At 72.9% G+C, this 23,775-nt stretch carries 22 protein-coding genes; 10 read left to right on the top strand and 12 right to left on the bottom strand.

Translation table 11 applies throughout. The features are described from left to right. Nucleotides 1-8 precede the first annotated feature (8 nt). Both F593_RS21605 and F593_RS0101800 read left to right on the top strand, forming a co-directional pair. Complete coding sequence (locus F593_RS21605) at nucleotides 9-284, top strand: hypothetical protein (RefSeq protein WP_028721344.1); 276 nt, start codon at nucleotides 9-11, stop codon at nucleotides 282-284. An 89-nt stretch (nucleotides 285-373) separates the two neighbouring features. After that, a complete protein-coding gene (locus tag F593_RS0101800) occupies nucleotides 374-1,429 on the top strand; it encodes an aldo/keto reductase (protein ID WP_022927049.1) in 1,056 nt (351 codons plus the stop codon). 93 nt (nucleotides 1,430-1,522) lie between these two features. On the opposite strand, the gene F593_RS0101795 is transcribed toward F593_RS0101800, so the two are convergent. The 5 genes from F593_RS0101795 to F593_RS0101775 form a co-directional block, all read right to left on the bottom strand. Continuing rightward, entirely contained in the window at nucleotides 1,523-1,810 is a 288-nt protein-coding gene (locus tag F593_RS0101795) for a hypothetical protein (protein WP_022927048.1), read from the bottom strand. Nucleotides 1,811-1,857: 47 nt separating this feature from the next. After that, nucleotides 1,858-3,117: an MFS transporter gene (locus tag F593_RS0101790; protein ID WP_022927047.1), complete on the bottom strand. Its 1,260-nt coding sequence runs from the start codon at nucleotides 3,115-3,117 to the stop codon at nucleotides 1,858-1,860. Nucleotides 3,118-3,307: 190 nt separating this feature from the next. Then, a complete protein-coding gene (locus F593_RS0101785) occupies nucleotides 3,308-3,979 on the bottom strand; it encodes a response regulator (RefSeq protein ID WP_022927046.1) in 672 nt (223 codons plus the stop codon). Next, nucleotides 3,976-5,292 carry a sensor histidine kinase gene (locus tag F593_RS27595; RefSeq protein ID WP_022927045.1) on the bottom strand — a complete coding sequence of 439 codons (1,317 nt, stop codon included), beginning with the start codon at nucleotides 5,290-5,292 and terminating at the stop codon, nucleotides 3,976-3,978. Before F593_RS27595 ends, F593_RS0101785 begins: the two co-directional genes overlap by 4 nt. Then, the gene (locus tag F593_RS0101775) at nucleotides 5,289-6,392 is read right to left on the bottom strand and encodes a hypothetical protein (RefSeq protein ID WP_022927044.1); all 1,104 of its coding nucleotides are present in this window, start codon (nucleotides 6,390-6,392) and stop codon (nucleotides 5,289-5,291) included. The genes F593_RS27595 and F593_RS0101775 overlap by 4 nt, the downstream gene beginning before the upstream one ends. Before the next feature lie 312 nt (nucleotides 6,393-6,704). Here F593_RS0101775 and purS point away from each other — a divergent pair, with 312 nt between their 5' ends. Together purS and purQ are read left to right on the top strand one after the other, a co-directional pair. Next, on the top strand, nucleotides 6,705-6,944 hold the full coding sequence (gene purS, locus F593_RS0101770; RefSeq protein ID WP_022927043.1) for a phosphoribosylformylglycinamidine synthase subunit PurS: 240 nt from the start codon (nucleotides 6,705-6,707) through the stop codon (nucleotides 6,942-6,944). Nucleotides 6,945-6,957: 13 nt separating this feature from the next. Continuing rightward, a complete protein-coding gene (gene purQ / locus F593_RS0101765) occupies nucleotides 6,958-7,629 on the top strand; it encodes a phosphoribosylformylglycinamidine synthase subunit PurQ (RefSeq protein ID WP_022927042.1) in 672 nt (223 codons plus the stop codon). A 49-nt stretch (nucleotides 7,630-7,678) separates the two neighbouring features. Here purQ and F593_RS0101760 read toward each other — a convergent pair whose 3' ends face one another. Further along, complete coding sequence (locus F593_RS0101760) at nucleotides 7,679-11,491, bottom strand: NACHT domain-containing protein (protein WP_157251479.1); 3,813 nt, start codon at nucleotides 11,489-11,491, stop codon at nucleotides 7,679-7,681. 163 nt (nucleotides 11,492-11,654) lie between these two features. Between F593_RS0101760 and purL the strand changes: the two genes are divergently transcribed. Further along, nucleotides 11,655-14,045 carry a phosphoribosylformylglycinamidine synthase subunit PurL gene (purL, locus tag F593_RS0101755; protein WP_022927040.1) on the top strand — a complete coding sequence of 797 codons (2,391 nt, stop codon included), beginning with the start codon at nucleotides 11,655-11,657 and terminating at the stop codon, nucleotides 14,043-14,045. Nucleotides 14,046-14,209: 164 nt separating this feature from the next. Here the strand turns inward: purL and F593_RS0101750 are convergent, their stop codons facing one another. Both F593_RS0101750 and F593_RS0101745 read right to left on the bottom strand, forming a co-directional pair. After that, nucleotides 14,210-15,283, bottom strand: a complete 1,074-nt coding sequence (locus tag F593_RS0101750; protein ID WP_022927039.1) for a WD40/YVTN/BNR-like repeat-containing protein — start codon at nucleotides 15,281-15,283, stop codon at nucleotides 14,210-14,212. A gap of 126 nt (nucleotides 15,284-15,409) precedes the next feature. Continuing rightward, entirely contained in the window at nucleotides 15,410-15,670 is a 261-nt protein-coding gene (locus tag F593_RS0101745) for a MoaD/ThiS family protein (protein WP_022927038.1), read from the bottom strand. Nucleotides 15,671-15,886: 216 nt separating this feature from the next. Here F593_RS0101745 and F593_RS0101740 point away from each other — a divergent pair, with 216 nt between their 5' ends. The 3 genes from F593_RS0101740 (at nucleotide 15,887) to F593_RS0101730 (ending at nucleotide 17,240) form a co-directional block, all read left to right on the top strand. After that, complete coding sequence (locus F593_RS0101740) at nucleotides 15,887-16,318, top strand: CoA-binding protein (protein ID WP_022927037.1); 432 nt, start codon at nucleotides 15,887-15,889, stop codon at nucleotides 16,316-16,318. Nucleotide 16,319: 1 nt separating this feature from the next. Further along, the gene (locus tag F593_RS0101735) at nucleotides 16,320-16,799 is read left to right on the top strand and encodes a rhodanese-like domain-containing protein (RefSeq protein ID WP_084629246.1); all 480 of its coding nucleotides are present in this window, start codon (nucleotides 16,320-16,322) and stop codon (nucleotides 16,797-16,799) included. Between the two features lie 72 nt (nucleotides 16,800-16,871). Next, nucleotides 16,872-17,240 carry a VOC family protein gene (locus F593_RS0101730; RefSeq protein WP_022927036.1) on the top strand — a complete coding sequence of 123 codons (369 nt, stop codon included), beginning with the start codon at nucleotides 16,872-16,874 and terminating at the stop codon, nucleotides 17,238-17,240. A gap of 9 nt (nucleotides 17,241-17,249) precedes the next feature. Here the strand turns inward: F593_RS0101730 and F593_RS0101725 are convergent, their stop codons facing one another. Next, nucleotides 17,250-17,954 carry a VIT1/CCC1 transporter family protein gene (locus F593_RS0101725; protein WP_022927035.1) on the bottom strand — a complete coding sequence of 235 codons (705 nt, stop codon included), beginning with the start codon at nucleotides 17,952-17,954 and terminating at the stop codon, nucleotides 17,250-17,252. Nucleotides 17,955-18,134: 180 nt separating this feature from the next. Between F593_RS0101725 and F593_RS0101720 the strand changes: the two genes are divergently transcribed. Further along, complete coding sequence (locus F593_RS0101720) at nucleotides 18,135-19,037, top strand: lysyl oxidase family protein (protein WP_022927034.1); 903 nt, start codon at nucleotides 18,135-18,137, stop codon at nucleotides 19,035-19,037. A gap of 149 nt (nucleotides 19,038-19,186) precedes the next feature. Here the strand turns inward: F593_RS0101720 and F593_RS27590 are convergent, their stop codons facing one another. The 3 genes from F593_RS27590 to map all read right to left on the bottom strand — a co-directional run bounded on the left by F593_RS27590 (nucleotide 19,187) and on the right by map (nucleotide 22,117). After that, entirely contained in the window at nucleotides 19,187-19,837 is a 651-nt protein-coding gene (locus tag F593_RS27590; protein ID WP_022927033.1) for a hypothetical protein, read from the bottom strand. A 118-nt stretch (nucleotides 19,838-19,955) separates the two neighbouring features. After that, nucleotides 19,956-21,131, bottom strand: coding sequence for a S1 family peptidase (locus F593_RS0101710; protein WP_022927032.1), 1,176 nt, complete (start codon nucleotides 21,129-21,131; stop codon nucleotides 19,956-19,958). 119 nt (nucleotides 21,132-21,250) lie between these two features. Beyond that, nucleotides 21,251-22,117 (bottom strand): type I methionyl aminopeptidase, encoded by an 867-nt coding sequence (gene map / locus F593_RS0101705; RefSeq protein ID WP_022927031.1) that lies wholly within the window; start codon nucleotides 22,115-22,117, stop codon nucleotides 21,251-21,253. 176 nt (nucleotides 22,118-22,293) lie between these two features. Here map and purF point away from each other — a divergent pair, with 176 nt between their 5' ends. After that, nucleotides 22,294-23,739: an amidophosphoribosyltransferase gene (purF, locus tag F593_RS0101700; protein WP_022927030.1), complete on the top strand. Its 1,446-nt coding sequence runs from the start codon at nucleotides 22,294-22,296 to the stop codon at nucleotides 23,737-23,739. The last annotated feature ends 36 nt before the right edge of the window (nucleotides 23,740-23,775 follow it).

Raw genomic sequence — 23,775 nt, 5'->3', positions numbered from 1 at the left:
GAGCACCCGTGAGCACCCAGACCACCCGCGCCACCGAGGCCCCCGCCGAGCCGTCGCCCGGCGACATCGCCGTCCGCACGCCCACCGCCATGGACCAGCTCGAGCTGCGCGATCTCGCCCACCGCGTCGGCGAGCCCGTGCCCGAGCAGCCGGTCGTCGTCGCGGCGGTCGACGGGCAGGTCGTCGCCGGACGGAGCGTGCCGACGGGGGTTGTCGTCTTCGACCCCGCCCACGCCTCGGCGCCGGTGCGCGACGCGTTGCGACGCTTCGACCGCCACGGGTGACCGCGGCCGGGCGGGGCAGGCCCCACGCGTCGAGGCGGCCCATGCCCCGTCACGGTTGACCCCGCCCGGCCGCGGGGTAGCGTGGGCGCATGGACCACCGCACCCTCGGTCGCACCGGCATGCAGGTCAGCCCCCTCTGCCTCGGCAGCATGATGTTCGGCGCGTGGGGAGAGCCCGACCACGACGTCTCCATCGGGATCATCCACCGCGCGCTCGACGCCGGCATCAACTTCATCGACACCGCCGACATCTACTCCCAGGGCGAGTCGGAGATCATCGTCGGCAAGGCGCTTTCCCAAGGTCGCCGCGACGACGTGATCCTCGCGACGAAGTTCCACGGCCAGATGGACGTGGCGCCCGGCGCGAAGGACGGCGACCCCAACCACCGCGGCAACTCGCGCCGCTGGATCGTGAAGGAGCTCGAGAACAGCCTGCGCCGCCTCGGCACGGACTGGATCGACCTCTACCAGGTGCACCGTCCCGAGCCCGAGACCGAGGTGGGGGAGACCCTCGCCGCGCTGACCGACCTGCAGCGCGAGGGCAAGATCCGCGCGTTCGGCTCCTCGACGTTCCCGGCGCACGAGATGGTCGAGGCGCAGTGGGTCGCGGAGAAGCGCGGCCTGAGCCGGTTCGTGACGGAGCAGCCGCCCTACTCCATCCTCGTCCGCGGCATCGAGGCCGACGTCCTCCCCGTCGCCCAGCAGCACGACATGGGCGTGATCCCGTGGAGCCCCCTGGCCGGCGGCTGGCTCACGGGCAAGTACCGCAAGGGCCAGGAGGCGCCGACGTCGCACCGCAACCAGTGGACGCCCGAGCGCTACGACACCTCGGACCCCGCGAAGGCCGCCAAGCTCGACGCCGCCGACGCCCTGGCGGTGCTGGCCGAGGAGGCAGGCATCACCCTCGTCCACATGGCGATCGCCTTCGTCCTCCAGCACCCCGCGGTGACCGCCCCGATCGTCGGCCCGCGCACGATGGAGCAGCTCGAGACCCAGCTCGGCGCGGTCGACGTGACGCTGACCCCCGACGTGCTGGACCGGATCGACGAGATCGTCCCGCCCGGCGTCACGGTCGACCGCGAGGACACGGGCTACGTCGCCCCGGCGCTCGAGGACCCGTTCCTGCGCCGGCGGCGCACGGCCTGAGGCGGGCGCCGGCCGCCTCAGGCCCGGGACTGGTCGGCGTCTGCGGTCCGACGGACCGGGAAGGCTCGGGGCCTGTCGTCCGCGGGCGGCGTCCTACGGGGCCGACGCGTCGTTCCGCCCGCCGGCTCCCGGCGTCGACGCCTTCCGGCGGGCCCAGAGGCCCATGGCGAGCCAGAAGATCGCCATGAAGACGCCGAAGATGATGGCCTGACGCAGACCGATGCCGCCGAACAGCACGCCGAACAGGAAGAAGAGGGCTCCGGCGACCGCGCCTCGCACGACCGCGTCCAGCACGATCGCAGGCAGCGGTCGGCCGTCGGGGGGAACGTTCAGGCTCGGGCGGCCGAAGGCGATGCGCAGGCGCTGCATGGGGGAGGACACTCCCGGGTTGTACCAGTCCCGCGTACGACTGACACGGCGGGGGACGCTCAGTCCGCGGGGCAGCCGGCCGCGCGCGGCGGGACCGCGGCGGCGGCCGCCGCGTCCCGCGTCTGCAGGCGCACGAAGAGCAGCGCCAGCGCCACGCCGACGGCGCCGATCGCCGCGCCGACCCAGCCCAGCGCCGCGTAGCCGAAGCCGGCGTTGATCGCCAGGCCACCGAGCGCTGGGCCCAGCGCGTTGCCCAGGTTGAACGCGCCCTGGGCGGCGGCCGAGGTGAGGGTCGGGGCTTCGCGGGCGACGTCCATCGCCATCGCCTGCATCGGCGTCGCCCCGGCGAAGGCGACGGCCCCGAGGAGGAACACGAGGAGGATCGCCACCGGGGCGCTCGACGAGCCGACGACGAAGAGCAGCAGCACGCCGACCATCAGCGTCAGCATCACCGGGACGACGTGGGACAACCGACGGCCGCGGGTGATCGGGTCGACGAGGCGCGTGCCGAGGACCATGCCGAGGCCCAGGACGGCGAGCACGGGGAGCACCGCGTTGGCCGAGAGTCCGGCCTCGTCCGTCATCAGCGGCTTGATGTAGCCGACGATCGTGAACAGCCCGCCGAAGCCGAAGACGATGATCGCGAGCACGAGCCACACGCGCACACGGCGGAACGCGGCGAGCTCGTTGCGCAGCGACGATCCGGCGGACATCGGTGGGATCAGGCGCAGGATCGCCACGGCGGAGAGCACGCCGAGCAGCGCGATCACCCAGAAGGACACGCGCCAGCCGAGCTCCTGGCCCAGCAGGGTGCCGAGGGGGACGCCGACGACGTTCGACATCGCCAGGCCCGTGAACATCGTGGCCACGGCCTTGTGGCGCTGGTGCGGCGGGACGAGCTCGGCGGCCACGACGGAGGCGACGCCGAAGAACGCGCCGTGGGGCAGCGCGGAGAGCACGCGGCTGACGAGCAGCAGCCCGTAGGAGGGGGCGATCGCCGACAGCACGTTGCCGACGGTGAAGATCGCCATGAGGATCAGGAGCAGCCGGTGGCGACGCACCTTCGTGCCCGCGGCCGTCATCAGCGGCGCGCCGATCACCACGCCGATCGCGTAGCCCGAGACGAGCAGGCCGGCGGTCGGGATGGAGACCTCGAGGTCCTCCGCGACCTCGGGCAGCAGCCCGATGATCGTGAACTCCGTCGAGCCGATCGCGAACGCGGCGATCGCCAGCGCGAGGATGGCGATCGGTAGGCGGCGCGATGCGGCGGCGTCCGAGGACGGGGCGGCGTCGGCCGTGGGGGCGGAGGAGGTACTCATGGGCGAGGCGGTCGTGGGACGGAGTGGCGGCGCGGTCGATCGGACCGAACCTGCGTGCGACCGACAACCATGCTCGCAGGGGTCGGTGCCCGCTGGGGTGCGTCCCGTCACCCGTCGGGGCCGTCCGAACGGGGGGTTCGGGCGGTTGGGCGGGAGACGCCCGTCCGGGCGCGCCGCCGACCCGCCGGCCTCACTCGAGCAGGCCGCGCTCTGCCGCCCACCGGCTGACCTCGTGTCGGCTCGTGAGCTGGAGCTTGCGCAGGACGGCGCTCACGTGCGACTCCACCGTGCGGGGACTGATGTCCATCCGCAACCCGATCTGCTTGTAGGCGTAGCCCCGGGCGAGGTGGTGGAGGACCTCGCGCTCGCGGGGCGTCAGACCTTCGAGGTCATCGGGGCCCGCGACGACCGGGCCGTCCGCGAACGCCCGCAGGACGAAGGCCGCCAGCCGCGGCCCGAAGACCGGCTCGCCGGCGCGGGTGGTGCGGATCGCGTCGACGAGGTCCGCCGGGCTGATGGTCTTCGTGACGTAGCCGCTCGCCCCGGCCCGGATGACCGCCACCACGTCGTCGGGCGCGTCCGAGACGGAGAGCGCCAGGACCTGCGCGGTGCAGCGCGCCGCCCGCAGCGCGCGCAGGACCTCGACGGCGCCGCCCCCCGGCAGGTGGACGTCGAGCAGGACGACGTCGGGGGCGGTGCGCAGCACGGTGGCGATGGCCTCGGCGACGTCGCCGGCCTCGCCGACGATCTCGCACGCGTCCCGCAGCTCGCCGCGGACGCCGGAGCGGAACAGCTCGTGGTCGTCGACCAGGACGACCCGCGGCGGCGTGGACGGGTCGGGGTTCGGGTTCGGGGCGCTCATCGGGGCTCCCGGGGCTCGTCGGGCAGGGTCAGCACGATCTCGGTCCCGGCGCCGGGCGCGGTGTCGATCCGTGCGGTGCCGCCGGCCGCCTCCATCCGCCCGACGATGGAGTCGCGCACGCCGCGCCGCTCCGGGGCCACGGCGTCGGGCACGAACCCGGGGCCGTCGTCGCGGACGTAGACGACCGTCGCCGGGTGTGGCGGTCCGGTGCGCTCCGCCAGGACGCGGATCGCCGCGCCGCCGCCGTGACGCGCGGCGTTGCGCAGGGCCTCGCGCGTGGCGTCGAGCAGGGGACGGTCGCGTTCGAGCACGTCGGCGTCGTCCAGGATCTCGACCTCGATGGTCACGCCGTGCTCCTCCTCCACGAGGTCGGCGGTGGCGCGCAGCGCGCCGGCGAGGGTGGCCTCGAGCGCGTCGACCTCGCGGCCCGACAGCCAGGTCCGCAGCTCGCGCTCCTGGGTCCGCACGAGCCGCCGCACCCGCTCGGGGTCGTGGAGGTTGCGCTGGATCAGGGCGAACGTCTGCAGCACGGAGTCGTGGAGGTGCGCGGCGACCGCCTGCCGGTGCACCGCCAGCTCGCGCTCCGCGCGGTCGCGTCGGCCGACGACGACCAGGGCGAGGAGGGCCGGGGCGCCGACGAGGGCGAGCAGGCCGACGACCGGGCTCAAGACGACCGTGCCGACGGACGCGCCGCGCTGCGCCGATTCGGTGCTGACGTACGCCATCATGATCACGAGGGCGGCGAGCGCACCGGTCGCGGCCTCGGCGGCGCCACGTCGTGCCTCCGTTCCGGTGCTCCGTCGCCCACCGGAACCCGCGCCCCCCGCGGCGGGCTCGGGACTGGCAACGAGGCTGCGCCACGGCGTCCCGACGCTCGCACGACGCCAGCCGGCGACCCGTCGCGTCCCCGCGAAGACGAGCACCGGCGCGGCGAGCGCGAGGGTCACCACGGTGCCCCCGAACGCCTTGTCCATCGTCATCCGCTCGTGGGTGAGCATCTGGGCCCAGGTCCCGTAGGACGGGCGCGCGAAGAGGAACGCGGCGAGGAGGTAGACGGAGAGGCCCACAGCGGGCCCGACGATGGTGACGCGACGCCGCCACGCGACGGCCAGCGCGCGGGCCACGACCACGCCCGTGGTGGCGAGCAGCGCGCTGAGAGCCAGCGTGTGGCCGAGCGAGCCGAGCGCCGTGAGGGCGACGGTCCCTGCGAGCACGAGGGCGAGCGCCGCCACCGGGTCCGCCCGCAGACGGTGCGCCGGACCGACGAGCCGCGCCTGGCGGGAGCCGGGCCCCGGGTGCACGGACGCGCTCACGGGGTCACCACCTTCCGCTCGCAGCCCCCGTCGAGCAGCGCCCGCGAACGCTCGGCGAACGCCGATCGCCGCACCTCGTAGCGCTCCCATGCCCGTGCCGCCGCCGGGCTCTCGCGCGGTGTCGTGAAGCCCCCGCGGCGCTGCGCCGGGGTAAGGGGCGCCGAGAGCGTCATGGGCCACGTGGGGGTCAGGAGCGGTTCGACATCGTCGGGGAAGTCGCGGACGACGAAGGAGCTGCCGGCGGAGCGCAGCTCGACGCGCAGCGTCGGGGCGCCGGGGTCGGCGACCCGGGACACCCATCGGCCGCTCGACGCCCGCCGGACGCGACCCAGGAGCGCGATGCGTCCCTCGAACGCCTGCGACCAGGCGCCGCGACGCCGCCGGGCCCACGCGTCGACGTAGCGGCCCCGTGCGTCGAGCCCCCCGACCCACTGCTGCTCGTCGATCCCGGGCAGCCACAGACGCCCCGTGCGCCACCGGACGTCCAGGTTCCAGCAGGCGCCGCGGGGGAGGGCGACGACCGTGCGGCTCAGGTCGGAGCGGGCCTTGACGCCCACGGTGGTGCCGGCCGGGATCGTCAGGCGGCGGAGGTCGACGAGCTGCTCGCCGAGTCCCGTCCGATAGCCATCCCGCGGGACCTCCTCCGGGGTCAGCGGTACGTGGACCTCGACCCCGGACTGCGCGGCGATCCGCTCGCCCGTCGCCGCGACCGCCACGGCGGGGATGGCGATGGCCAGCAACGGCAGGGCCAACCACCCCCTGCCGCGCCCGTGCCACCGGAGCAGCACGACGGCGAGGACGACGAGCGCGATGGCGACGGCCGCGATGCCGCCGAAGAGGGTGACCACCGCCGAGGCGACGGCGAGCCAGGCGGCGGCGACGAGCGCGACCACGCCGACGGCGACCTGGGGTACCACGGTGGACATCCGCCGGCCGGCCGCCTGTGCCGACCCCGCCGCGGGCGTGGGCCCGCCCGCGGCGCCGGGGGAGTCCGTCGGGGCGGTACCGCCGGCTGGAGAGGCGGCGTCGGCGCCGGGCCGGTCCGCGCGGGGCGGCCCGGCGGGCTCGGAGGGGGGACGGTCGAAGGGTTCCTGGGACATGGGGACGATCCTGCTTCAGGCGCACGTCCCCGCCTAGACGGGATGCCCCGGCGTCACCTCCGGGATGTCCCGGACACGCGGGCCGGATCATGCCTGGTGGGGCCGGCCGGCGCCAGGGTGGCCCGCCCGTGTCACTGGGCTCGCGCCAGGGCTCGAGGACGCCCGGCGGGCGCACGCGCCGCCGGCCCGGCGGCGGCGCGGAGCGCCGTGTCGGGTGCCGGGGGCCGAATCGCCGGACCGGCCCGGTACCCTCCGTGGCGTCGTCGCGCCGCCCCTCCGGGCGCCGCCCCCGCCGCGAACACGAGCTTTTCGATGCCCCACGTCCGCATCCTCATCCGGCCCAAGGCCGGGATCCTCGATCCGCAGGGCACCGCCGTCGAGCAGGCGCTGCCGCAGCTCGGCTTCGGCGGGGCGTCCAACGTGCGCATCGGTCGCCTCGTCGAGCTCGACGTGGAGAACACGGACGAGCTCGAGGCCATGTGCGAGAAGCTCCTCGTGAACCCGCTCGTCGAGGACTACGAGATCCAGACCGACGTCCCCGCGGCGTCGTAGGGGGCCTCGAGTCATGGCCCTCCGCATCGGCGTTCCGCAGTTTCCGGGCTCGTGTGACGAGGTCGACGCGCTCCTCGCCGCCGGCTCCGTCGGCGACGCCGAGCTGCTCTGGCACCGCGACCGCGACCTCAAGGGCGTCGACGCCGTCGTCATCCCGGGTGGCTTCTCCTACGGCGACTACCTCCGCGCCGGCGCCATCGCCGGGCTGAGCCCCGTCATGGACGCCGTCGCCGACTTCGCCCGCGAGGGCGGTCCGGTGCTCGGCATCTGCAACGGCTTCCAGGTCCTCTGCGCCGCCGGCCTGCTCCCGGGCGCGCTGCTGCAGAACGCGAACCGCCGCTTCGTCTGCCGCCAGGTCGAGCTCTCCGTCGAGACCACCTCGACCCCCTGGACGGCCGCGGCCGAGCCGGGCCAGCTGCTCTCGATCCCGGCCAAGCACCAGTCCGGCCGCTGGTACGCGCCGGAGGAGATGCTCGCCGAGGTCCGGGAGAACGACCAGGTCGTCTTCCGCTACGCCGCGGGAGGCAACTTCAACGGCTCGCTCGACGACGTCGCCGGCGTCTGCAACCAGAGCCGCAACGTCGTCGGCCTGATGCCGCACCCCGAGCATGCCGTCGACCCGCTCACGGGCTCCGCCGACGGCCTCGTGCTCTTCCGCTCGCTGCTGAGCGGCGTCGCGGCCTGACGTGCTCTAGGCTGCGGCTACGCCTGTGGGGGCGTTCGTGGGTGATCAGCTAAGCCTCCGAATCGATCGAAAGCGGATGTGGCTCGAAGAGATCGAGCTTGGTCCACAAGCTCTCGTCCGCCAACGGAGTCACTCGGCGGGACAGGGCTTCGTTCATCGCGTCCTGCACCCAGTACTCGTGGGCCGAGTCGGCTGGCAAACCCTCCGCTAGCCCGAGCAGGAAGTCATCCCAGCCCTCGCTGGCCTGCACCGCGTCGGCGTTGAGCAGGGTGACTACCGAGTCGGTGATGCTGGCGGCACACTGCCTCCCGAATGCACGGGAGGCCCCGTTGGTCTGTCGACTAAGCAACGCTACGAGTGCGCCGTGGGCTCCGTAGCGGTCGCTCGTCAGCGCGGAGACGTTGGGGATGTCGGCGAGCGGATGCTCCACGTTTGCGAGCGCCGTGGCCAGGACCTCGACGCCACGCGGCGTTGGCTCATTGAGGACGGTCCCGCACACCGAATCGAGCGCGGCTCGGGACAGAGACCCTCCGCGGGCGATGTGGAATGTGAGTTTGGCGCCCTTGGGAAGACACCGGATCGCGTCGGCGAGGCGGTCCTCAGCCATCGGAGCGGTGAAGACGCCGAAGCCTACGAAGAACGCGTGCCCAGCGGCAATATCCATCAGCCGTAGCAGCGCCGCCGCCGGCAGGCGGGTAGCCGTGGACATCGGCCTCAATCCTTCACGCCACAAGGCGATGCCGGCGAGCGTGGCGGCTGCGTCAAACCGTTCGTCTTGGTGCAGGGCCTCGCAGACATCGAGAAGGTCAGATGCGGTTTCGGTCTTGTCACGGCCGTGCGAGAAGCGAGCGCCGGCAATCGAAAACGGAAAGGCGTGTGGTTGAGCAAGTTCCGTGACGAGATCGCTTCCGTCCTTCCAGCGAGCCTCAGCCTCAACCCAATCGGCAGCGTCGCCGAAGGCGGCGTGGCCCGCTGCATCGGAGGACCGGAGGACGTCCGCTTCGGTTTGCGCCGAGCCGAGGGCGAGAGCCATCGGCCAGGGCAAGCGGGACCGCCACGCCGCGTAAACGCTCGGATCGAAAGAACTCGCGATGCGTCGAAGGCAAGCCGCGAGCGACTCGGCATTGGCCGTCTCTACGAAGCGGACCGCCTCGCGCAAGAGAATGAGCGACGGGGAGGACCAAGCTCGCGAAGCATCGAGCTCGTTGTCGTACGATCGGATTGCGTCGGCCCCGGCTTTCCCAACCGACGCGAGTCGCAGACGCAGATCTGGTTCCTTGGTTGGGTACATGACCCGCGCGGCGCCGTCGGCGGCCCGGACCCAGGCCAGCTCGGGAACCAGGGTGCCGAGATCTTCATCGTCTGCTATCCGTGCAAGCGCAGCGGGGGTGCCGCAGTCGAGTGCTCGCGTCACTGCATCGATGGGGAGGTCAAGTTCGGAAAGCCACCCGAGGTCCGGAAAGGTCGCGCCCCGAGACGCAACTTCAGTGATGTGCGAGACGAGTGCCGCCGCCGCCCATTCAGCCCCGCCGCGGGCTAGGTCGGCAAGGCAACGGCGGGCACTGGTTTGCCAAGTTGGAACCGCCGAGTGTAGGAGTTCCAGCACCCGGGGCTCGAACACACTTCTAAGATCCGGCGAGTAGCCCGCAGCGAGCTGAGTAGGCAGGTCGGAGTCAGCGCACCTGAGGGCGTCGAGGGCGTGCTGCCCGATAAGTCGCCGGTATTTCGGCTGGTGCTGCCCGATGCGCTCGGTCAACAGATCTGCGGCGAGCCGGGCCCCCGCGCGGGTCCGGCCCAGGAAAGGTTCCGTCTCATCGATGTCGAGCTCTCGGCACATCGACAGAAGCAACGGCCGGAGATGCTGACGTTCGACGAAGCACCGTCCGAATCCGAATAGAACTACGTTTCGCCAACTCGGTAGGTGCGCGATCCGACGGAGTCGTTCAACGACCTTGTCGCCCTCCCCCGTAGTGAGAGCGCCTGCCGCCATGAACTCCTGAAGGCTTCGAATCTCGAAGCCAACGCGGTCCTGCTCTGCCCCAACCAGGAACACGAGGCGGAGTTCTGCTGCCAGCTTGATCTCTGCGGAGATTGCGTCGCTATCCGTGGAGGTATGGCCTTCTTGTTCCAGGCGAGAATCAACAATCGACGTAAGTTGTGCGGTTGAGATTCGCGGGTCTGAATGGCCCTGAAATGTGGTCAAGACCTGCAGCGTAAGGCCTACCCGCTCGTGGATGACGTCGATGTCGGGCTTGTAGTCTCTGAGTATCGGCGATGCGTCAGTGTCGCGCTCGCGCTCGCGCTGGTAGATGATCTCGTAGTACTCGTGGAACAGGCTCCAGCGTTCGTGCGGGGGTTGGCCAAGGCGATCAACAAGCGCCACCATAATGGCCACTTGGAGGGGGCTGCGCATCAGATGAGCCGTAGTGTTGTCAGCCACCGCCCGTTCGAGTCGTCCGATCACGATACGAGCTCGGTCCCCATCTTTCCCATACCGCGCCTCGGCGAGCATGGATCCGTAGTTAAGTGCCAGTTCGCTCGGCAAATCGGCTAGATCCCGGTGCTCGAAGTGGTCGGGCGAGAACTCGCGGTTGTAGCCTTGGGGGCGTGTCGTTGCTAGGACAGCCACGTCGCCTTGACTTTGCGCAACGTCCACCCAGAAGTCCTGGATAGCGTCCATCACTAGGCCTCGACCGGCGTTCGCAGGAACTTCGTCCAAGCCGTCGAGCACGAGGAACCACGGGTAAGTCGAGAGCCATCGACGGAATGTCTCTGTCGAGATCTCCGTGCCGACCCGCTGTCCGACGCGCCCGCAGATCCACTGGAGGAGCGTTGGGGGCGGGGATGCGGTGAGTGCTCGTGCAAAGTCGGTGAGGACCACTCGTATCGGAAAGCGGGGGCCGACTCCGAAGGGAAGCTGCATTTCTTCGAGGCGGCTGCGGGTAGCTTCGACGGCGGCTCGCCCTTCGGTGGTCAGAGCCCCCGAATCCCGCAGCAGGCCCGCTCGAAACACCTGGCACGCGAACTGGCCGAGGGTCGTCTTTCCCTGCCCTGGACCGCCCTTCAAGACGACTCGAGGAGCCCTGGTCGGTTCCAGTTCACCCGGCGCTGCCGCGATGACAGACGTCTCGTCGAGGAGGTGTCGGAGAAACATGTCGGGGCCCGCGAAAGCGTCGCCTTTCACGGGCAGGTCAACAAAGACACGACTCAAGTGCGTCGGTTCTTGGGTTGTGTGGCCCGCCTCTTCAAGGCGCACGAACCGGTCGCTGATGAGTTCCTTCTGGAGGAAGTTGCTGATCGTTCGAGCGAAGTCTGGCTCGCGGTCCTCAATACGATCAAGCATCGCTGCCAGGACGTCCCCCGCCGTAATCCACCCGAAACGGGTTCTCACTTCGGCGTCGTTGTTAATCAGCGCGACTAGCTTGTCGTAGTCCCAGATGTCGTAGCCTTTGAGGCCCCAATCCGCCTGCGCTTGAGCGAGCGTAGATTCGGCCTGGTCCTTGAGTCCCCCCGTGGTTGGACTCAAGACGGCATTTGTTGCGAAGAGGTAATACTCTGGGCGGGGCCGTCCGTCTTCGGCCGCGGCAAACTTCGCTAGTTCGGACTGTAGGTTCTTAAGAGCCCAAGGGCCGTCGGCTTCCGTTCCGAGGGGCCGCTGTCTAAACTTGGCTTGGGCAACTATGTACCCGCTCCACGGTTCGCCGGATGGTGAATAGCCTGAGGTTCCGGTATATGTCGCTTCTCGGCCACCGTCTGGGCCGTCTCCGAAGATGACAACTCCCTCGCCTAGGTGGCGTAGGGCAAGTGCTTGAATCAGCTGCTCGAACGAGCGCGATGAGAGTCGTGAGAGCTCGTATTCCACATCGCCACCGTATGTTCAGATGGCGTCCGTGTAAAGGTTCGTGCAGAATATTCGAATGCGGTGGTCGGCTGAAACCGGTCTTGCGTATCTCGGCGGCCGGACTAGCCCGGCTAGAATGCCACGGCGGCCGGCGCGAGATCTCTTGTGCGGCTGACCCAGACATATGAGCGCAGACCAGACCTTTCGCCCCGCCGCCCGCGAGCTGCCCGACGGGACCACCCCGATTGGCGACGCGCCCGGCCTCGAGCGGGCCAAGGCCCTCGGCCTGACGGAGTCGGAGTACGACCTCGTCGTGGAGAAGATGGGCCGCGAGCCCGTGCAGGTCGAGCTGGCGATGTTCTCGCTCATGTGGAGCGAGCACTGCTCGTACAAGCACTCGAAGAAGCTGCTGGGGACGCTCCCGACGGAGGGCCCCGCGGTCGTCCTCGGCCCGGGCGAGAACGCCGGCGCGGTCGACGTCGGCGACGGCTGGACCGTGGCGTTCAAGGTCGAGTCGCACAACCACCCCTCGGCGGTCGAGCCGTTCCAGGGTGCCGCGACCGGCGTCGGCGGCATCCTGCGCGACATCTTCGCCCTCGGCGCCCGGCCGATCGCGGTGCTCGACGCGCTGCGCTTCGGCGAGGTCGACTCCGTCGACGAGGCCGCGGCCGACACGCCCGGCATCGCCCGCTCGAAGTTCCTGCTGGACGGGGCCGTGCGCGGCATCGGCCACTACGGCAACTCCATCGGCGTGCCGAACATCGGCGGCGACGTCTACTTCGAGGCCCCGTACGAGACGAACTGCCTCGTCAACGCGATGGCGCTCGGGCTGGCGCGCGAGGAGCGGATGATCCGCTCCGCCGCCACCGGCGTGGGCAACGTCGTCGTGCTCTTCGGCGCCGCCACGGGGGCGGACGGCATCGGCGGCGCGTCCGTCCTGGCCTCGGCCGAGCTCGGCGAGGACGACGCCTCCAAGCGCCCCACGGTGCAGGTCGGGGATCCGTTCGAGGAGTCCAAGCTCGTCGAGTGCTCGCTCGAGCTGCTCGACCGGGACCTGCTCGTCTCGCTCCAGGACCTCGGCGCCGCCGGCCTCACTTCCGCCGCCTCCGAGATGGCGAGCAAGGGCGAGGTGGGCCTCGACCTCGACGTCCAGCTCGTCCCGCGCCGCATGGAGGGCCTCGAGCCGTTCGAGGTCATGGTCTCCGAGTCGCAGGAGCGCATGCTCTGCGTCGTGACGCCCGACAAGGTCGCCGACGTCATCGCGATCACGGACAAGTGGGACGTCCACGGCACCGCGATCGGCGTCGTGACGGACACGGGCCGCTTCCGGGTGTGGGACGGCGAGGACCTCGTCGGCGACATGCCGGTGCCGGCGCTCGTCGACGACTGCCCGCTCTACGACATCTACCCCGAGAAGCCGACGGAGCCGATCTACCCGGCGCCGGAGCGGCGGATCCCGGACGGCACGGACGCCTCCGACGCGCTCCTGCGCCTGCTGGCCTCGGCGAACATCGCCGACCGTCGCCCGCTGTTCGAGCAGTACGACTCCATCGTCCAGTCGCGGACGGTCCGCCGCCCGGGCCAGACGGACGCCGCCGTCCTGCAGATCCCCGGCCCCGCCGGCTCCGTCGGCGCCACGGGCACGGCGGGCACGCCGGCCCAGCCCGGCGACGTGACGAGCGGTCCCGGCGTGGACGACCTGCACGGCGCCCCGATCCCGGGTGTCGGCGTGGCCATCGACGGCTCCGGCCGGCGCGTCGCCGCCGACCCGTACCGCGGGACGATCTGGAACGTCCTGGAGTGCGCCGCGAACCTCGCCTGCGTCGGCGCCGAGCCGCTGGGCCTGACGAACAACCTGAACTTCGGCAACCCCGAGAAGCCGCACATCGCCTGGCAGCTGACCGAGGCCGTGCGCGGCCTCGGCGACGCCTGCCGCGCGGTCGGCTCCCCGGTGGTCGGCGGCAACGTGTCCCTCTACAACGAGGGCACCACGGGCCCGATCTACCCGACGCCGGTCGTCGGCATGGTCGGCAAGGTCCCCGACGTGCAGCGCACGGTGCCGATGGGCTTCGGCGGCGACGGCGACCTGATCGCCCTCGTCGGCTCCTTCGCCCCGCAGCTCGCGCTCTCCGAGCTGTCGAAGCTCGAGGGTCGCGCGCTGCCCGACGGCCTGCCGGACTGGGACCTCGACCACACCGTCGCCGCGATCGTCGCGGTGCGCGAGGCGGTCCGCAAGGGCCTGCTCGCGAGCTGCCACGACGTCGCGGAGGGCGGCCTGCTCGTCGCCCTCGCCGAGTCGGCGCTGGCCGGCGGCATCGGCGCCACGGTCGACCTCGACCCGTTCGCCGTGGGCGACGAGGACGGCCGCGTGTCGCTCTTCGGCGAGGCCCCGGGCGGCTTCGTCGTCACGGGCTCCGCCGAGACGCTCGCCGAGCTCGCCGAGACGTCCTCCGTCACCGTCATCGGCACCGTCGGGGGCAGCCGCCTCGACGTCCGCTGCGGCGCCCAGCACGCCGACGCCGGCCTCGAGGACCTCTCGACGGCCCACGCCGCACTGGCTCGCCTCTTCGCGTAGGGCGGGCGTCCGGCGGGACCGGGCGGGTCGAGGCGGATTCCGGTCGTCCGGCGACGACGATCCGCCTCGACCCCGCCGTCGTGTGCGTCGCGCTGCGGTCGAGGCGGGTTCCGCTCGTCATTCGACGGGAATCCGCCTCAGTCGGCCGCCCGCCCCGGACCCGCTCAGCCCGTCGCGCTGACCGAATACACCGGCGGCAGCTGCGCGGCCACGTGGCTCCACGTGGCCCCGGCGTCGCCCGAGCCGTAGACGTCGCCCGACGTCGCGCCGAAGTACAACTCGAACCCGGCGTCGTCGCCGCTGCGCGCGAACGCCTTGCGGAGGATCGTCAGGTAGGCGTGCTCCTGCGGGAGTCCGTCACCGCGGGCGGCCCAGCTCGCGCCGGCGTCGCGCGTCTCGAAGACGCGCACGCGGCCGTCGGGCGTCACGCGGTCGAAGTCGCCGGCGAGCGGGAGCAGGAACGCGCTGTCGGGGTCGGTGGGATCGACGGCGATGGGGAACCCGAACTCGGATGGCAGCGCGGTGCCCGCGCCGATGTCCGTCCACGTCTCGCCGCCGTCGTCGGAGCGGTACACGCCGCCGTGGAACTGCATGAACACGCGCTCCGGGCGCAGCGGGGCGCGTTGCAGGGCGTGCACGCAGAGGGCGATCTCGTCGTCGGGCACGTCCTCGGGCAGGTACTTCGGGACGAGGCCCTGGTTGCCGCGCCGCCAGCTCGCACCACCGTCGTCCGTCAGCCACACCCCGGCGGCCGAGATCGCGATCGCCAGGCGGTCGGGCTCGCCGGGCCACGGGACGACCGAGTGCAGGCACAGGCCGCCCCCGCCCGGCTGCCAGTCCGGCCGCGACGGTTCGTCCCACAGCGCGCGGTTCAGCGTCCAGCTCGCCCCGCCGTCGCGGCTCTCGAAGAGCACCCCGGGGTCGCCGCCCGCCCACAGCTGGCCCTCGGCCTCGCCCGGCACGAGCGTCCACAGCCGCTGGAACGCCTGGCCGCTCCCGGCCGGCAGCTCGAGGCCCGTCGCCTGGGTCCACTCCCCGTCGAGGTCGTCCGTCCAGAACAGCTTGGGGCCGTAGAAGGGGGAGGCCACGCCGGCGAAGGTCCGGCCCGTGCGCGGGTCCCGCACCGCGTACTCGACCGGGTCGCCGGCGAACGCGCGCGCCCGGACCCCGAACGGCGCCCCCGGCCGGCCCTCCAGCACGAACAGGCCCTTCTTCGTCCCCACCAGCACGTCGCTCATCGCGGTCTCCTCGGTCGTGGTCGGCGGCGCCGCAGCGGGCCGTCGTGCTTCGGACTGCTCGTGGGCGCGAGACTCATCGGCGCGGCGGCCGGGCGCGATCGGTGCGCTGCCGCCGTCCCGCGGACCTCAGCCGCCCGAGATCGCCTGGAGCACGTCGACCCGGTCGGCCTCGCCCACGGGGGCCTCGGGCGTCGACCGCTCGCCGTTGACGAAGACCGAGATGTGGGGCCGCAGGTGCCCGCGCTCGTCGAGCAGCCAGCCGTCCGTCGCCGGCTCCTCCTCCGCCAGGGCCCGCAACACCTCGGTCACGGTGGCGCCCGGCAGGCGGTGCTCGGCGCGGCCGCCGGCGAGCTTCTTCAGCGGACCGGGAAGGCGGACGGAGGGCATGCGCCGCACGCTAGCCCGTCGGGGTCCTGCGCGCCAGGGAACCGTCCCGCGGGTGGGCCGTGCCGTGGCGACGTCCGACGCGGTCCGGCCCGAGACGCACGGGCCGGGGCCCGCCCCCCCCCGCGGGTGGGCCGTGCCGTGGCGACGTCCGACGCGGTCCGGCCCGAGACGCACGGGCCGGGGCCCGCCCCTCTCCTCGCGCGCTACGGTCGACCCATGTCCTCCTTCGGACCGTCCACCGCCACGGACGACGAGATCCGGGCGCTCCTGGGTGCGCCTCGCGTCTGGGCCGTCGTCGGCTGCTCCCCGCGGCCCGAGCGCGACAGCCACCGGATCGCGGCGCTCCTGCGCTCCCGCGGCAACACGATCGTGCCGATCCACCCCGCCGAGGACGAGATCCTGGGCGAGCGGGCGTACCCGACCCTCGCGGCGGCGCGGGAGGACCACGAGATCGACGTGGTCGACGTCTTCCGGCGCTCCGACCAGGCCGGGGTGCACGTCGACGAGGCGATCGGGATCGGGGCGTCGGCGGCGTGGCTCCAGCTCGGCGTGATCGACGTGGCGGCCGCGGAGCGCGGGCGCGCCGCCGGGCTGACCGTCGTCATGGACCGCTGCCCGGCCATCGAGTACCCGCGCCTCGGGATCTGAGATGGACGGGCCGGACCTCGGCGCCACCCGACCCGCCGGGTCGCGCTCGGACGACGGCGCCCCAGGAGCGTCCGAGCCGCGGACGACCATCGCCGCCCGCCTGGAAGCCGCGCGGGCGGGCCTCGAGCGCCTGAGCGCGCGGCAGGCCCACGACGCGGTGGCGGCCGGAGACGCCGTCCTGGTCGACGTGCGCGCCGAGGACCACGTGGCGCGCGGCGGGGCGATCCCCGGCGCGCTGCGGTTCCCCCGCACGGTGCTCGAGTGGCGGCTGGACCCGGACTGCCCGTGGCGCGACCCCCGCGCGCCCGGACTGGACGCACGCGTGGTGCTCGTCTGCGACCACGGCTACTCCTCGAGCCTGGCCGCCCGCGACCTGCAGGGGCTCGGCTTCGCGCGTGCCACCGACCTCGAGGGCGGGTTCGAGGCCTGGGCGGCGGCGGGCTTGCCCGTCGAGCGCGACCCCGACGCGGACCGTCCCTGACCGCGTGCCCCGGCAGAGTGCATCTACGGCGTCCACCAGGGGCGTCGCCGGCACCACGACGGGGAGCACGAGATGGACATGAAGCTGGAGCTGGTGGCGGTCGCCGTCACCGACGTCGACCGCGCGAAGGCGTTCTACGAGCGGGCCGGGTTCGTCGCCGACCACGACCACCGCGTGCACGAGGGGCTGCGCTTCGTGCAGCTCACCCCTCCCGGGTCGGCGTGCTCCATCGTGATCGGCGAGGGCATCACCGAGGCCGCGCCGGGAGCGGGGGGCGGGCTGCAGGTCGTGGTGGAGGACATCGAGGAGGCCCACGCCGAGCTCACCCGCCGCGGGGTCGAGGTGAGCGACGTCGATCAGCAGCCGTGGGGCGGGTTCGTGCACTTCGCCGATCCCGACGGCAACCGCTGGTCGGTGCAGCAGCTCCCCGCCCAGGGGTAGGGCCGTCGCTCAGACCGCCGTGCCGACGAGCGCACCGATGCCGTAGGTGATCGCCATCGCTGCGGACCCCCAGCCCAGGACGCGCAGGGCGGCGGGGGTCCGCGGCGCGCCGCCGAGCCGGGCGCCCGCGGCGCCCAGCAGCACGAGGGCCGCCAGGCTGACGACGACGATGGCGGCCGTGCGCGCCGAAACCGGGGCGAGCTCGGCCGCCAGCAGGGGGAGGAGCGCGCCGGCGGAGAACGCCACGGCCGACGAGATCGCGGCCTGCAGCGGCCGGGCGCGGCGGTCGTCCTCGATCCCGAGCTCGTCGCGGACGTGGGCGGCGAGCGCGTCGTCCTCCGAGAGCGTGACCGCGACCTCCTGCGCCAGGCGGGTCGGCAGGCCGCGGCGCTCGTAGATCGCCGTCAGCTCGGCCAGCTCGCCCGCGGGGTCGACCTCGAGCTCGCGCCGTTCGAGCTCGAGATCCGCCCGCTCCACGTCGCGCTGCGACGAGACGGAGACGTACTCGCCGGCGGCCATGGAGAGCGCGCCGGCGACGAGGCCCGCGATGCCGGCGGTGAGGATCGCGGTGGCGCCGGCACCGGAGGCGACGACGCCGAGCACGAGCCCGGCGGTCGAGACGATCCCGTCGTTCGCGCCGAGGACCGCGGCCCGCAGCCAGTTCGTGCGGTGACCGCGGTGCCCGGAACTGGGCGCGGCGGGAGGGCGAGGCATGGGCCACAGGCTACGGAGCGCCTGCGGCGACCCCCGCCGCGCTCCGGGGCGACGGGACGGGCCTCCCACCGGCCGCGCACCCATCACGAGAGGACCGTGAGGGCCCGCCCGTCACGCCGGCGACCGACCGGTCGGCCACCGGCCGTGACCGACGGGGCGTCTCGGGGTACCGTCCGCGTCGTGCGTCTCTCCTGGCCCGCCGCACTCGCCGTCCCCCTCGTGCTCGCCACGGGGCAGCTGCTGGGCGGCGTGCCCTCCGCCGCGGGTGATCGCGGCACCCCGTCGGGGGCCGCGGCGCGGGACGGGGTCGCGCCCGTCCGCGCCCTGCCGCGGGACGCGCCGAACCCGTGCGTCGGGGAGGGGGCCGCCGGGCTGCGGTGCCCCGACCTCATGATGCGCCGTCCCTTCGGGCTGCAGGTCCAGCGGACCCCGGCCGGCCGCGTGCTGCTGCGTGCCGGCAACGCGATCGACAGCATCGGTCCCGGGCCCGCGGAGCTGCGCGGCACCCGCACGTCGGCGCGGTGGATGCGGGCGCAGCAGGTGATCCGCCGGGTCGACGGCGGCGTGCTGCGCGTCGACACCGGGGCCCGGCTGGAGTTCAAGCGCGCGCACCAGAACCGCTCGTGGTGGAAGTTCCACGCCGCCGCGCGCTTCGAGCTCTGGAGCACGGACCTCGCCGGCGCGCCGGTCCGCCGGGTCCGCACCGGCCCGAAGGTCTCCTACTGCCTGCGCGACCTCGAGCTGGCGCACCGCGAGCTCGGTGGCCCGCGGCGCGAGGTGTACCCGCCGTGCAGCACGGACGGGGGCCGGCGTCGGGTCACGCTCGGCACGTCGACGGGGTGGTCCGACGTCTACCCGCCGCGCTACCCCGAGCAGTTCATCGACGTCACCGGGCTGCGCGGCTGCTTCGCGTACGTCCACACCGCCGACCCGGACGACGGCATCCGCGAGTCCGACGAGGACAACAACGTGGCCCGCGTGATCGTGCGGCTGCCGTTCCGCGCCGCCGACCCCCGCAGGGGCTGCGCCGGGCGGCAGGTCGGGATGCGGTACTCCGGGGCCGGCGGCGTCGGGGCGTGGTGAGCGTCCCGGGCCGCTTCAGCGCCGGCGTGCCCGCACGGCGCGCGGGGTCCGCGACGCCCGCCGCGGCGTAGGGCACGAGGCCCCGGCCGCGGTCCGGACGGCGCGGCAGCGGGATCCCGGGCGACGACGGCGAGGCCGCCGCCCGGCCCTCACCGCGAGGCCGGGCAGCCCGGCAGGGTCACGACGACCCGGCCGCGGCGCGGGACCGCGAAGGTCGCCTTGCGGTACACGGCGGTGTCGTCGTCGCACGTGACCAGACGGGAGAGGCGGACGGTGCCGGTGCCCTTCACGCCCTTGCCCTTGCGGCCGGCGGTGCGGAAGGCGAGGCGGCCGGAACCCGTGGCGGTGGGGGAGCCCCAGGACTTCCAGCGCAGCTTGGTGCCCTTGACGGTGCGCGAGGCGACGAACGCCTTCGGGCTCGACGTGGCGCGGCCGCCGCGGTCGATGACGACGGGCAGGATCTCCTCGACGTCCTCCTCATCGCCCAGGTCGTCGTCCAGGTCGTCGCCCAGGTCGTCGCCGAGGTCGTCGTCCTCCTCGAGACCGGAGCCGTCGTCCTCGCCGTCGGTCACGGAGCCGTCGTCCTCGGACTCCTCGTCGGCGACGTCGGAGCCGTCGTCCTCGAGCGGGGCTTGACGGACGGCGGCCGGGGCGTCGGCGGCCGCGGCGCGGGCGAGGCCCGGGAAGGGCACGACGGCCAGGGCGAGCGCGGCGACGAGCACCGCGACGAGGGCGAGGAGACGGCCGCCGCGGGAGCCGGCGGACGGCCGGCCGGGACGGAGGGAGACGGAGGAAGGCATGGGACGACCGTACGCACGCCCTCGGGGCCGGACGGCGGTCGCGGACGGGTGACCGGCGTTCGGCGCCCGACGATCGTCCAAGGCGGCACCGAGGCGTCCAAACGCCCTCAAGTTCTCCCTAGCGCCGCACGACCCGCTCGTTCGTGGAGATCGCGAAGCCGGTGCCGCCGGCGTTGCTCACCTGGATCGCGCAGCCGACCGTCTTGCCGCGGTCGGAGGAGCGCAGCTTGTAGGTGCGCTTCGTGCGCAGCGGCGTGGCGACCTCGTTGCCACGGCGGACGCGGAAGAACGTGTAGCGGAACCGCACGCCGCTCGACCAGGCGCCGCGGCGGCAGGTCAACGTCCGGCCGACCCGGGCGGCGCCCGCGATCTTGACCTCGCGGCCGCGGGGCGAGAGCGGGGTCTGCTCCGCGGTCACGTCCTGCTCGCGCAGCGCGGCGTCCACGAAGGTGCGGATCTCGGGGGCCGCGAGGTTGGCGAAGATGTTCTGGCCGTCCTCGCAGCGCTGGGCCGCGAGGTTGGTGACGCCGACGAGCCGGCCGCCGTAGACGGCGGTGCCGCCGCTGTCGCCCGAGCACGCCGCGTGGCCGCGGCGGTAGCTGCAGAGCATCGTCGCGGGGGCCGTCGCCCCGCACTGTCCCGAGGTCAGGTTCGTCATCCGCACGCGGCGGAGGACCCCGAAGTCGTTCTTGTCCGTCCCCGTGATGCCGAAGCCCGTGATCTGCAGGCTGCGGCCGGCGGGGATGAACGCGCCCGGATCCGACAGCGGCAGCGCGGAGACGCGGCCCGTGGTGAGGTCCAGCGGCGTGGCGAGGGTCAGCATCGCGACGTCGTCGGGGTAGCGGTCCGTCCGGTACCGGGGGTGGACGCGGATCGCGGCGACGCCGACCACGAGGCCCGACGCGCGGGAGGCGGCGGTGCGGATGTCGTTCGCGCCGACCGCGACGAGCACGTCGGCCGGGGTGGCGCGGGCGTTCTTCGTGACGACGCAGTGGGCGGCGGTGAGCACGTGCGTGGGATCCAGCACGGTCCCGCTGCAGGCGCCCGTCTCCTCCGGCCCGAACCGCGTCTGGATCGCCACGGTGTAGGCGGCGGAGGTGTCGCCCACGACGTCGCCGCCCGTGATCCGCGGTGACGCCTGACGGCCCGGGGCGGCGGCGTCCTGGCCGGTCAGCGCGAACCCGGCGCCCGTGGCCCCGGCGGGGGCGGCCACGACAAGGGCGGTGACGAGCGTCGTGGCGATCGCGAGCAGCGACGCGACGGCGCGGCGGGCTCGACGGGGTTCACGGGTCATGCGGCGGATCCTCCTGGCGCGGGGCGCGCGGTCCTCCCGCGCGTCGACGCGGTCGATCCCCCACGGTAGACGGCCGGACGCGCCCCCGTCGCAGTCCTTCGCCGGCTCGTGGGGACGCCCTACACGGGCACGTGGGTCGTGAGGACCTCGGCCCCGTCCTCCGTCACCAGCAGCGTGTGCTCCTCCTGGGCGCAGCGCGAGCCGTCGACGGTCACGGCGGTCCAGCCGTCGGACTCCCATATCCGGGCCTCGGCGCTGCCCAGCGTCAGCATCGGCTCGACCGTCAGCGTCTGGCCGGGGAAGAACCGCTCGGTGCCGCGGCGGTCGTAGTTGTGCTGCACGTGCAGGCCGTCGTGGAAGTCCGGGCCGATGCCGTGGCCGCCGAACTGGTGGACGATCCCGTAGCGGCCGCGCACGAACTTCTCGATCGCCCGGCCGATGTCGCGCACCTGACCGCCGGGCCTGATCGCCTCGATGCCGACCTCGAGCGCGCGGCGGGTGGCGGCCATGAGGTCCCGCGAGTGCTGGTCGATCTCGCCGACGGCGAACGTCTGGTTCAGGTCGCCGTGCACGCCCCCGTAGTAGGCGGTCACGTCGATCGTGAGGATGTCGCCCTCGAAGAGCTCCGTCTGCAGATCGGGGATCCCGTGGCAGATCACCTCGTTGATCGAGATGCACGTCGACTTGGGGTAGCCGCGGTAGTTCAGCGTCGACGGGTACGCGCCGCGGTCGACCATGACCTCGTGGGCGATCCGGTCGAGCTCGTCCGTGGTGACGCCGGGGGCGATCGCGGCGGCCGCGGCGGCCAGGGCCTCCGACGCGATGTCGCTGGCGACGCGCATGTTCGCCAGCTCCTCGGCGGTGCGGGCGCGTGGCGGGTGCGTCGGTCCCGGCTCGCCGAGCAGGGCGTAGGACGGGCGCGTGATGGTCTTGGGGACCTTGCGCCGCGGGGACAGCGGGCCGGGCAGGAGCTGCGGGCGAGACATCACCCTCCAGGGTACGCCGCGGGCGAGTCGGGCCCGGCGCGGCCCGGGCGGCGCGGACGGCGCGGGCGGGACGTCCGGCCCCTCCGTCCGCTGCGTGACGGAGTCCGGTTACCCGGCTGTTACCCTCGGTGGAGGTGTCGCGGTGAAACCCCGCTCCCTACTCCCGGCGCCGGCCCATGGTTCCTGAACAGCTCGATCACCGAGAGGGCCCGCGCGACGAGTGCGGCGTCTTCGGCGTCTACGCCCCCGGGCACGACGTCTCGAAGTTGGCTTACTACGCGCTCTACGCGCTGCAGCACCGCGGACAGGAGTCCGCAGGCATCGCCGCCGCCGACCTCGGCGGCTACATCATCACCCAGCGTGCGCTGGGTCTCGTCTCGCAGGTCTTCAACGAGCACGACCTGCGAGCGCTCTCCGGCGACGTCGCCGTCGGCCACACGCGCTACTCCACGACGGGCGGCAACGACTGGGAGAACTCCCAGCCCGTGCACCGCAACGACCGTCGCGAGCTCGCACTGGCCCACAACGGCAACCTCGTCAACGCCGTCGAGCTGCACACGGAGCTGGCGCAGAAGGGCGTCACCTTCCGCGCCACGACCGACTCCGAGATCATGGCCGCGCTGCTGGCCACCGCCGAGGCCGACAGCCTGGCGGACGCGATCGCCGACGCGATGCCGCGGATGAACGGCGCGTACTCCACCGTCGTCATGGACCGCGACCGCGTCCACGCGTTCCGCGACCCGCAGGGCATCCGCCCGATGGTGCTGGGCAAGCTCTCCGAGGACGCCTGGGTCGTGGCCTCCGAGACCTGCGCGCTCGACATCATCGGCGCCGAGTTCGTCCGCGACGTCAAGCCCGGCGAGCTCGTGATCCTCGACGAGCGGGGCGTCACGAGCCGGATGGTCGTCGAGGGTGCGCGCGAGTCGTTCTGCCTCTTCGAGTACATCTACTTCGCGCGCCCCGACTCGCGGATGAACGGCAACCTGCTGCAGCGCAGCCGGGTGCGGATGGGCGAGGCGCTCGCCCGCGAGTCCCCGGTCCCCGGCGCCGACCTCGTCGTCCCCGTGCCGGACTCCGGGATCCCGGCGGCCCGCGGGTTCTCCCAGGCCAGCGGCATCCCGATGGACGACGGCTTCGTGAAGAACCGCTACGTCCAGCGCACGTTCATCCAGCCGGGCAACGAGCTGCGCCAGCAGGGCCTGCGGCTCAAGTTCAACCCGCTGCCCGAGGTCGTGGGCGGCAAGTCGCTCGTGGTCGTCGACGATTCCATCGTCCGCGGCAACACGACGCGCCAGCTCGTGAAGATGCTGAAGGACGCCGGCGCGAAGGAGGTCCACTTCCGGATCACCGCGCCGCCGATCCGCAACCCCTGTCACTACGGGGTCGACATGTCCTCCCGCGAGGAGATGGTCGCCTACGAGCGCACGGTCGAGGAGATCCGCGAGCACATCGGCTGCGACTCGCTGGCGTACCTCTCGCTCGAGGGCGTGTACGAGTCCGTCAAGGGCAAGCGCTCCAACCACTGCGACGCCTGCTTCACGGGCGACTACCCGCTGGCCGGCACGGAGTCGCACCTCGGCAAGTTCGCCCTCGAGAACCGTCTGCCGATGGTGACGAGCTGACCACGCACCGCCGCCGGCCCGAGCGCGCTCTGCGCG

It is taken from the genome of Patulibacter americanus DSM 16676 (assembly GCF_000420025.1).
In the GTDB taxonomy this organism is placed as follows: Bacteria; Actinomycetota; Thermoleophilia; order Solirubrobacterales; family Solirubrobacteraceae; genus Patulibacter; species Patulibacter americanus.
Note: the sequence above shows the minus strand (reverse complement) of the source record. Positions and strands in the feature narration are given on the sequence as shown.

Coding starts and splice junctions, on each gene's coding strand:
- F593_RS0101800 (WP_022927049.1), top strand. CDS start 374: ATGGACCACCGCACCCTCGGTCGCACCGGCATGCAGGTCAGCCCCCTC.
- F593_RS0101790 (WP_022927047.1), bottom strand. CDS start 3,117: ATGAGTACCTCCTCCGCCCCCACGGCCGACGCCGCCCCGTCCTCGGAC.
- F593_RS0101785 (WP_022927046.1), bottom strand. CDS start 3,979: ATGAGCGCCCCGAACCCGAACCCCGACCCGTCCACGCCGCCGCGGGTC.
- F593_RS0101775 (WP_022927044.1), bottom strand. CDS start 6,392: ATGTCCCAGGAACCCTTCGACCGTCCCCCCTCCGAGCCCGCCGGGCCG.
- purS (WP_022927043.1), top strand. CDS start 6,705: ATGCCCCACGTCCGCATCCTCATCCGGCCCAAGGCCGGGATCCTCGAT.
- purQ (WP_022927042.1), top strand. CDS start 6,958: ATGGCCCTCCGCATCGGCGTTCCGCAGTTTCCGGGCTCGTGTGACGAG.
- purL (WP_022927040.1), top strand. CDS start 11,655: ATGAGCGCAGACCAGACCTTTCGCCCCGCCGCCCGCGAGCTGCCCGAC.
- F593_RS0101750 (WP_022927039.1), bottom strand. CDS start 15,283: ATGAGCGACGTGCTGGTGGGGACGAAGAAGGGCCTGTTCGTGCTGGAG.
- F593_RS0101745 (WP_022927038.1), bottom strand. CDS start 15,670: ATGCCCTCCGTCCGCCTTCCCGGTCCGCTGAAGAAGCTCGCCGGCGGC.
- F593_RS0101740 (WP_022927037.1), top strand. CDS start 15,887: ATGTCCTCCTTCGGACCGTCCACCGCCACGGACGACGAGATCCGGGCG.
- F593_RS0101735 (WP_084629246.1), top strand. CDS start 16,320: ATGGACGGGCCGGACCTCGGCGCCACCCGACCCGCCGGGTCGCGCTCG.
- F593_RS0101730 (WP_022927036.1), top strand. CDS start 16,872: ATGGACATGAAGCTGGAGCTGGTGGCGGTCGCCGTCACCGACGTCGAC.
- F593_RS0101725 (WP_022927035.1), bottom strand. CDS start 17,954: ATGCCTCGCCCTCCCGCCGCGCCCAGTTCCGGGCACCGCGGTCACCGC.
- F593_RS27590 (WP_022927033.1), bottom strand. CDS start 19,837: ATGCCTTCCTCCGTCTCCCTCCGTCCCGGCCGGCCGTCCGCCGGCTCC.
- F593_RS0101710 (WP_022927032.1), bottom strand. CDS start 21,131: ATGACCCGTGAACCCCGTCGAGCCCGCCGCGCCGTCGCGTCGCTGCTC.
- map (WP_022927031.1), bottom strand. CDS start 22,117: ATGTCTCGCCCGCAGCTCCTGCCCGGCCCGCTGTCCCCGCGGCGCAAG.
- purF (WP_022927030.1), top strand. CDS start 22,294: ATGGTTCCTGAACAGCTCGATCACCGAGAGGGCCCGCGCGACGAGTGC.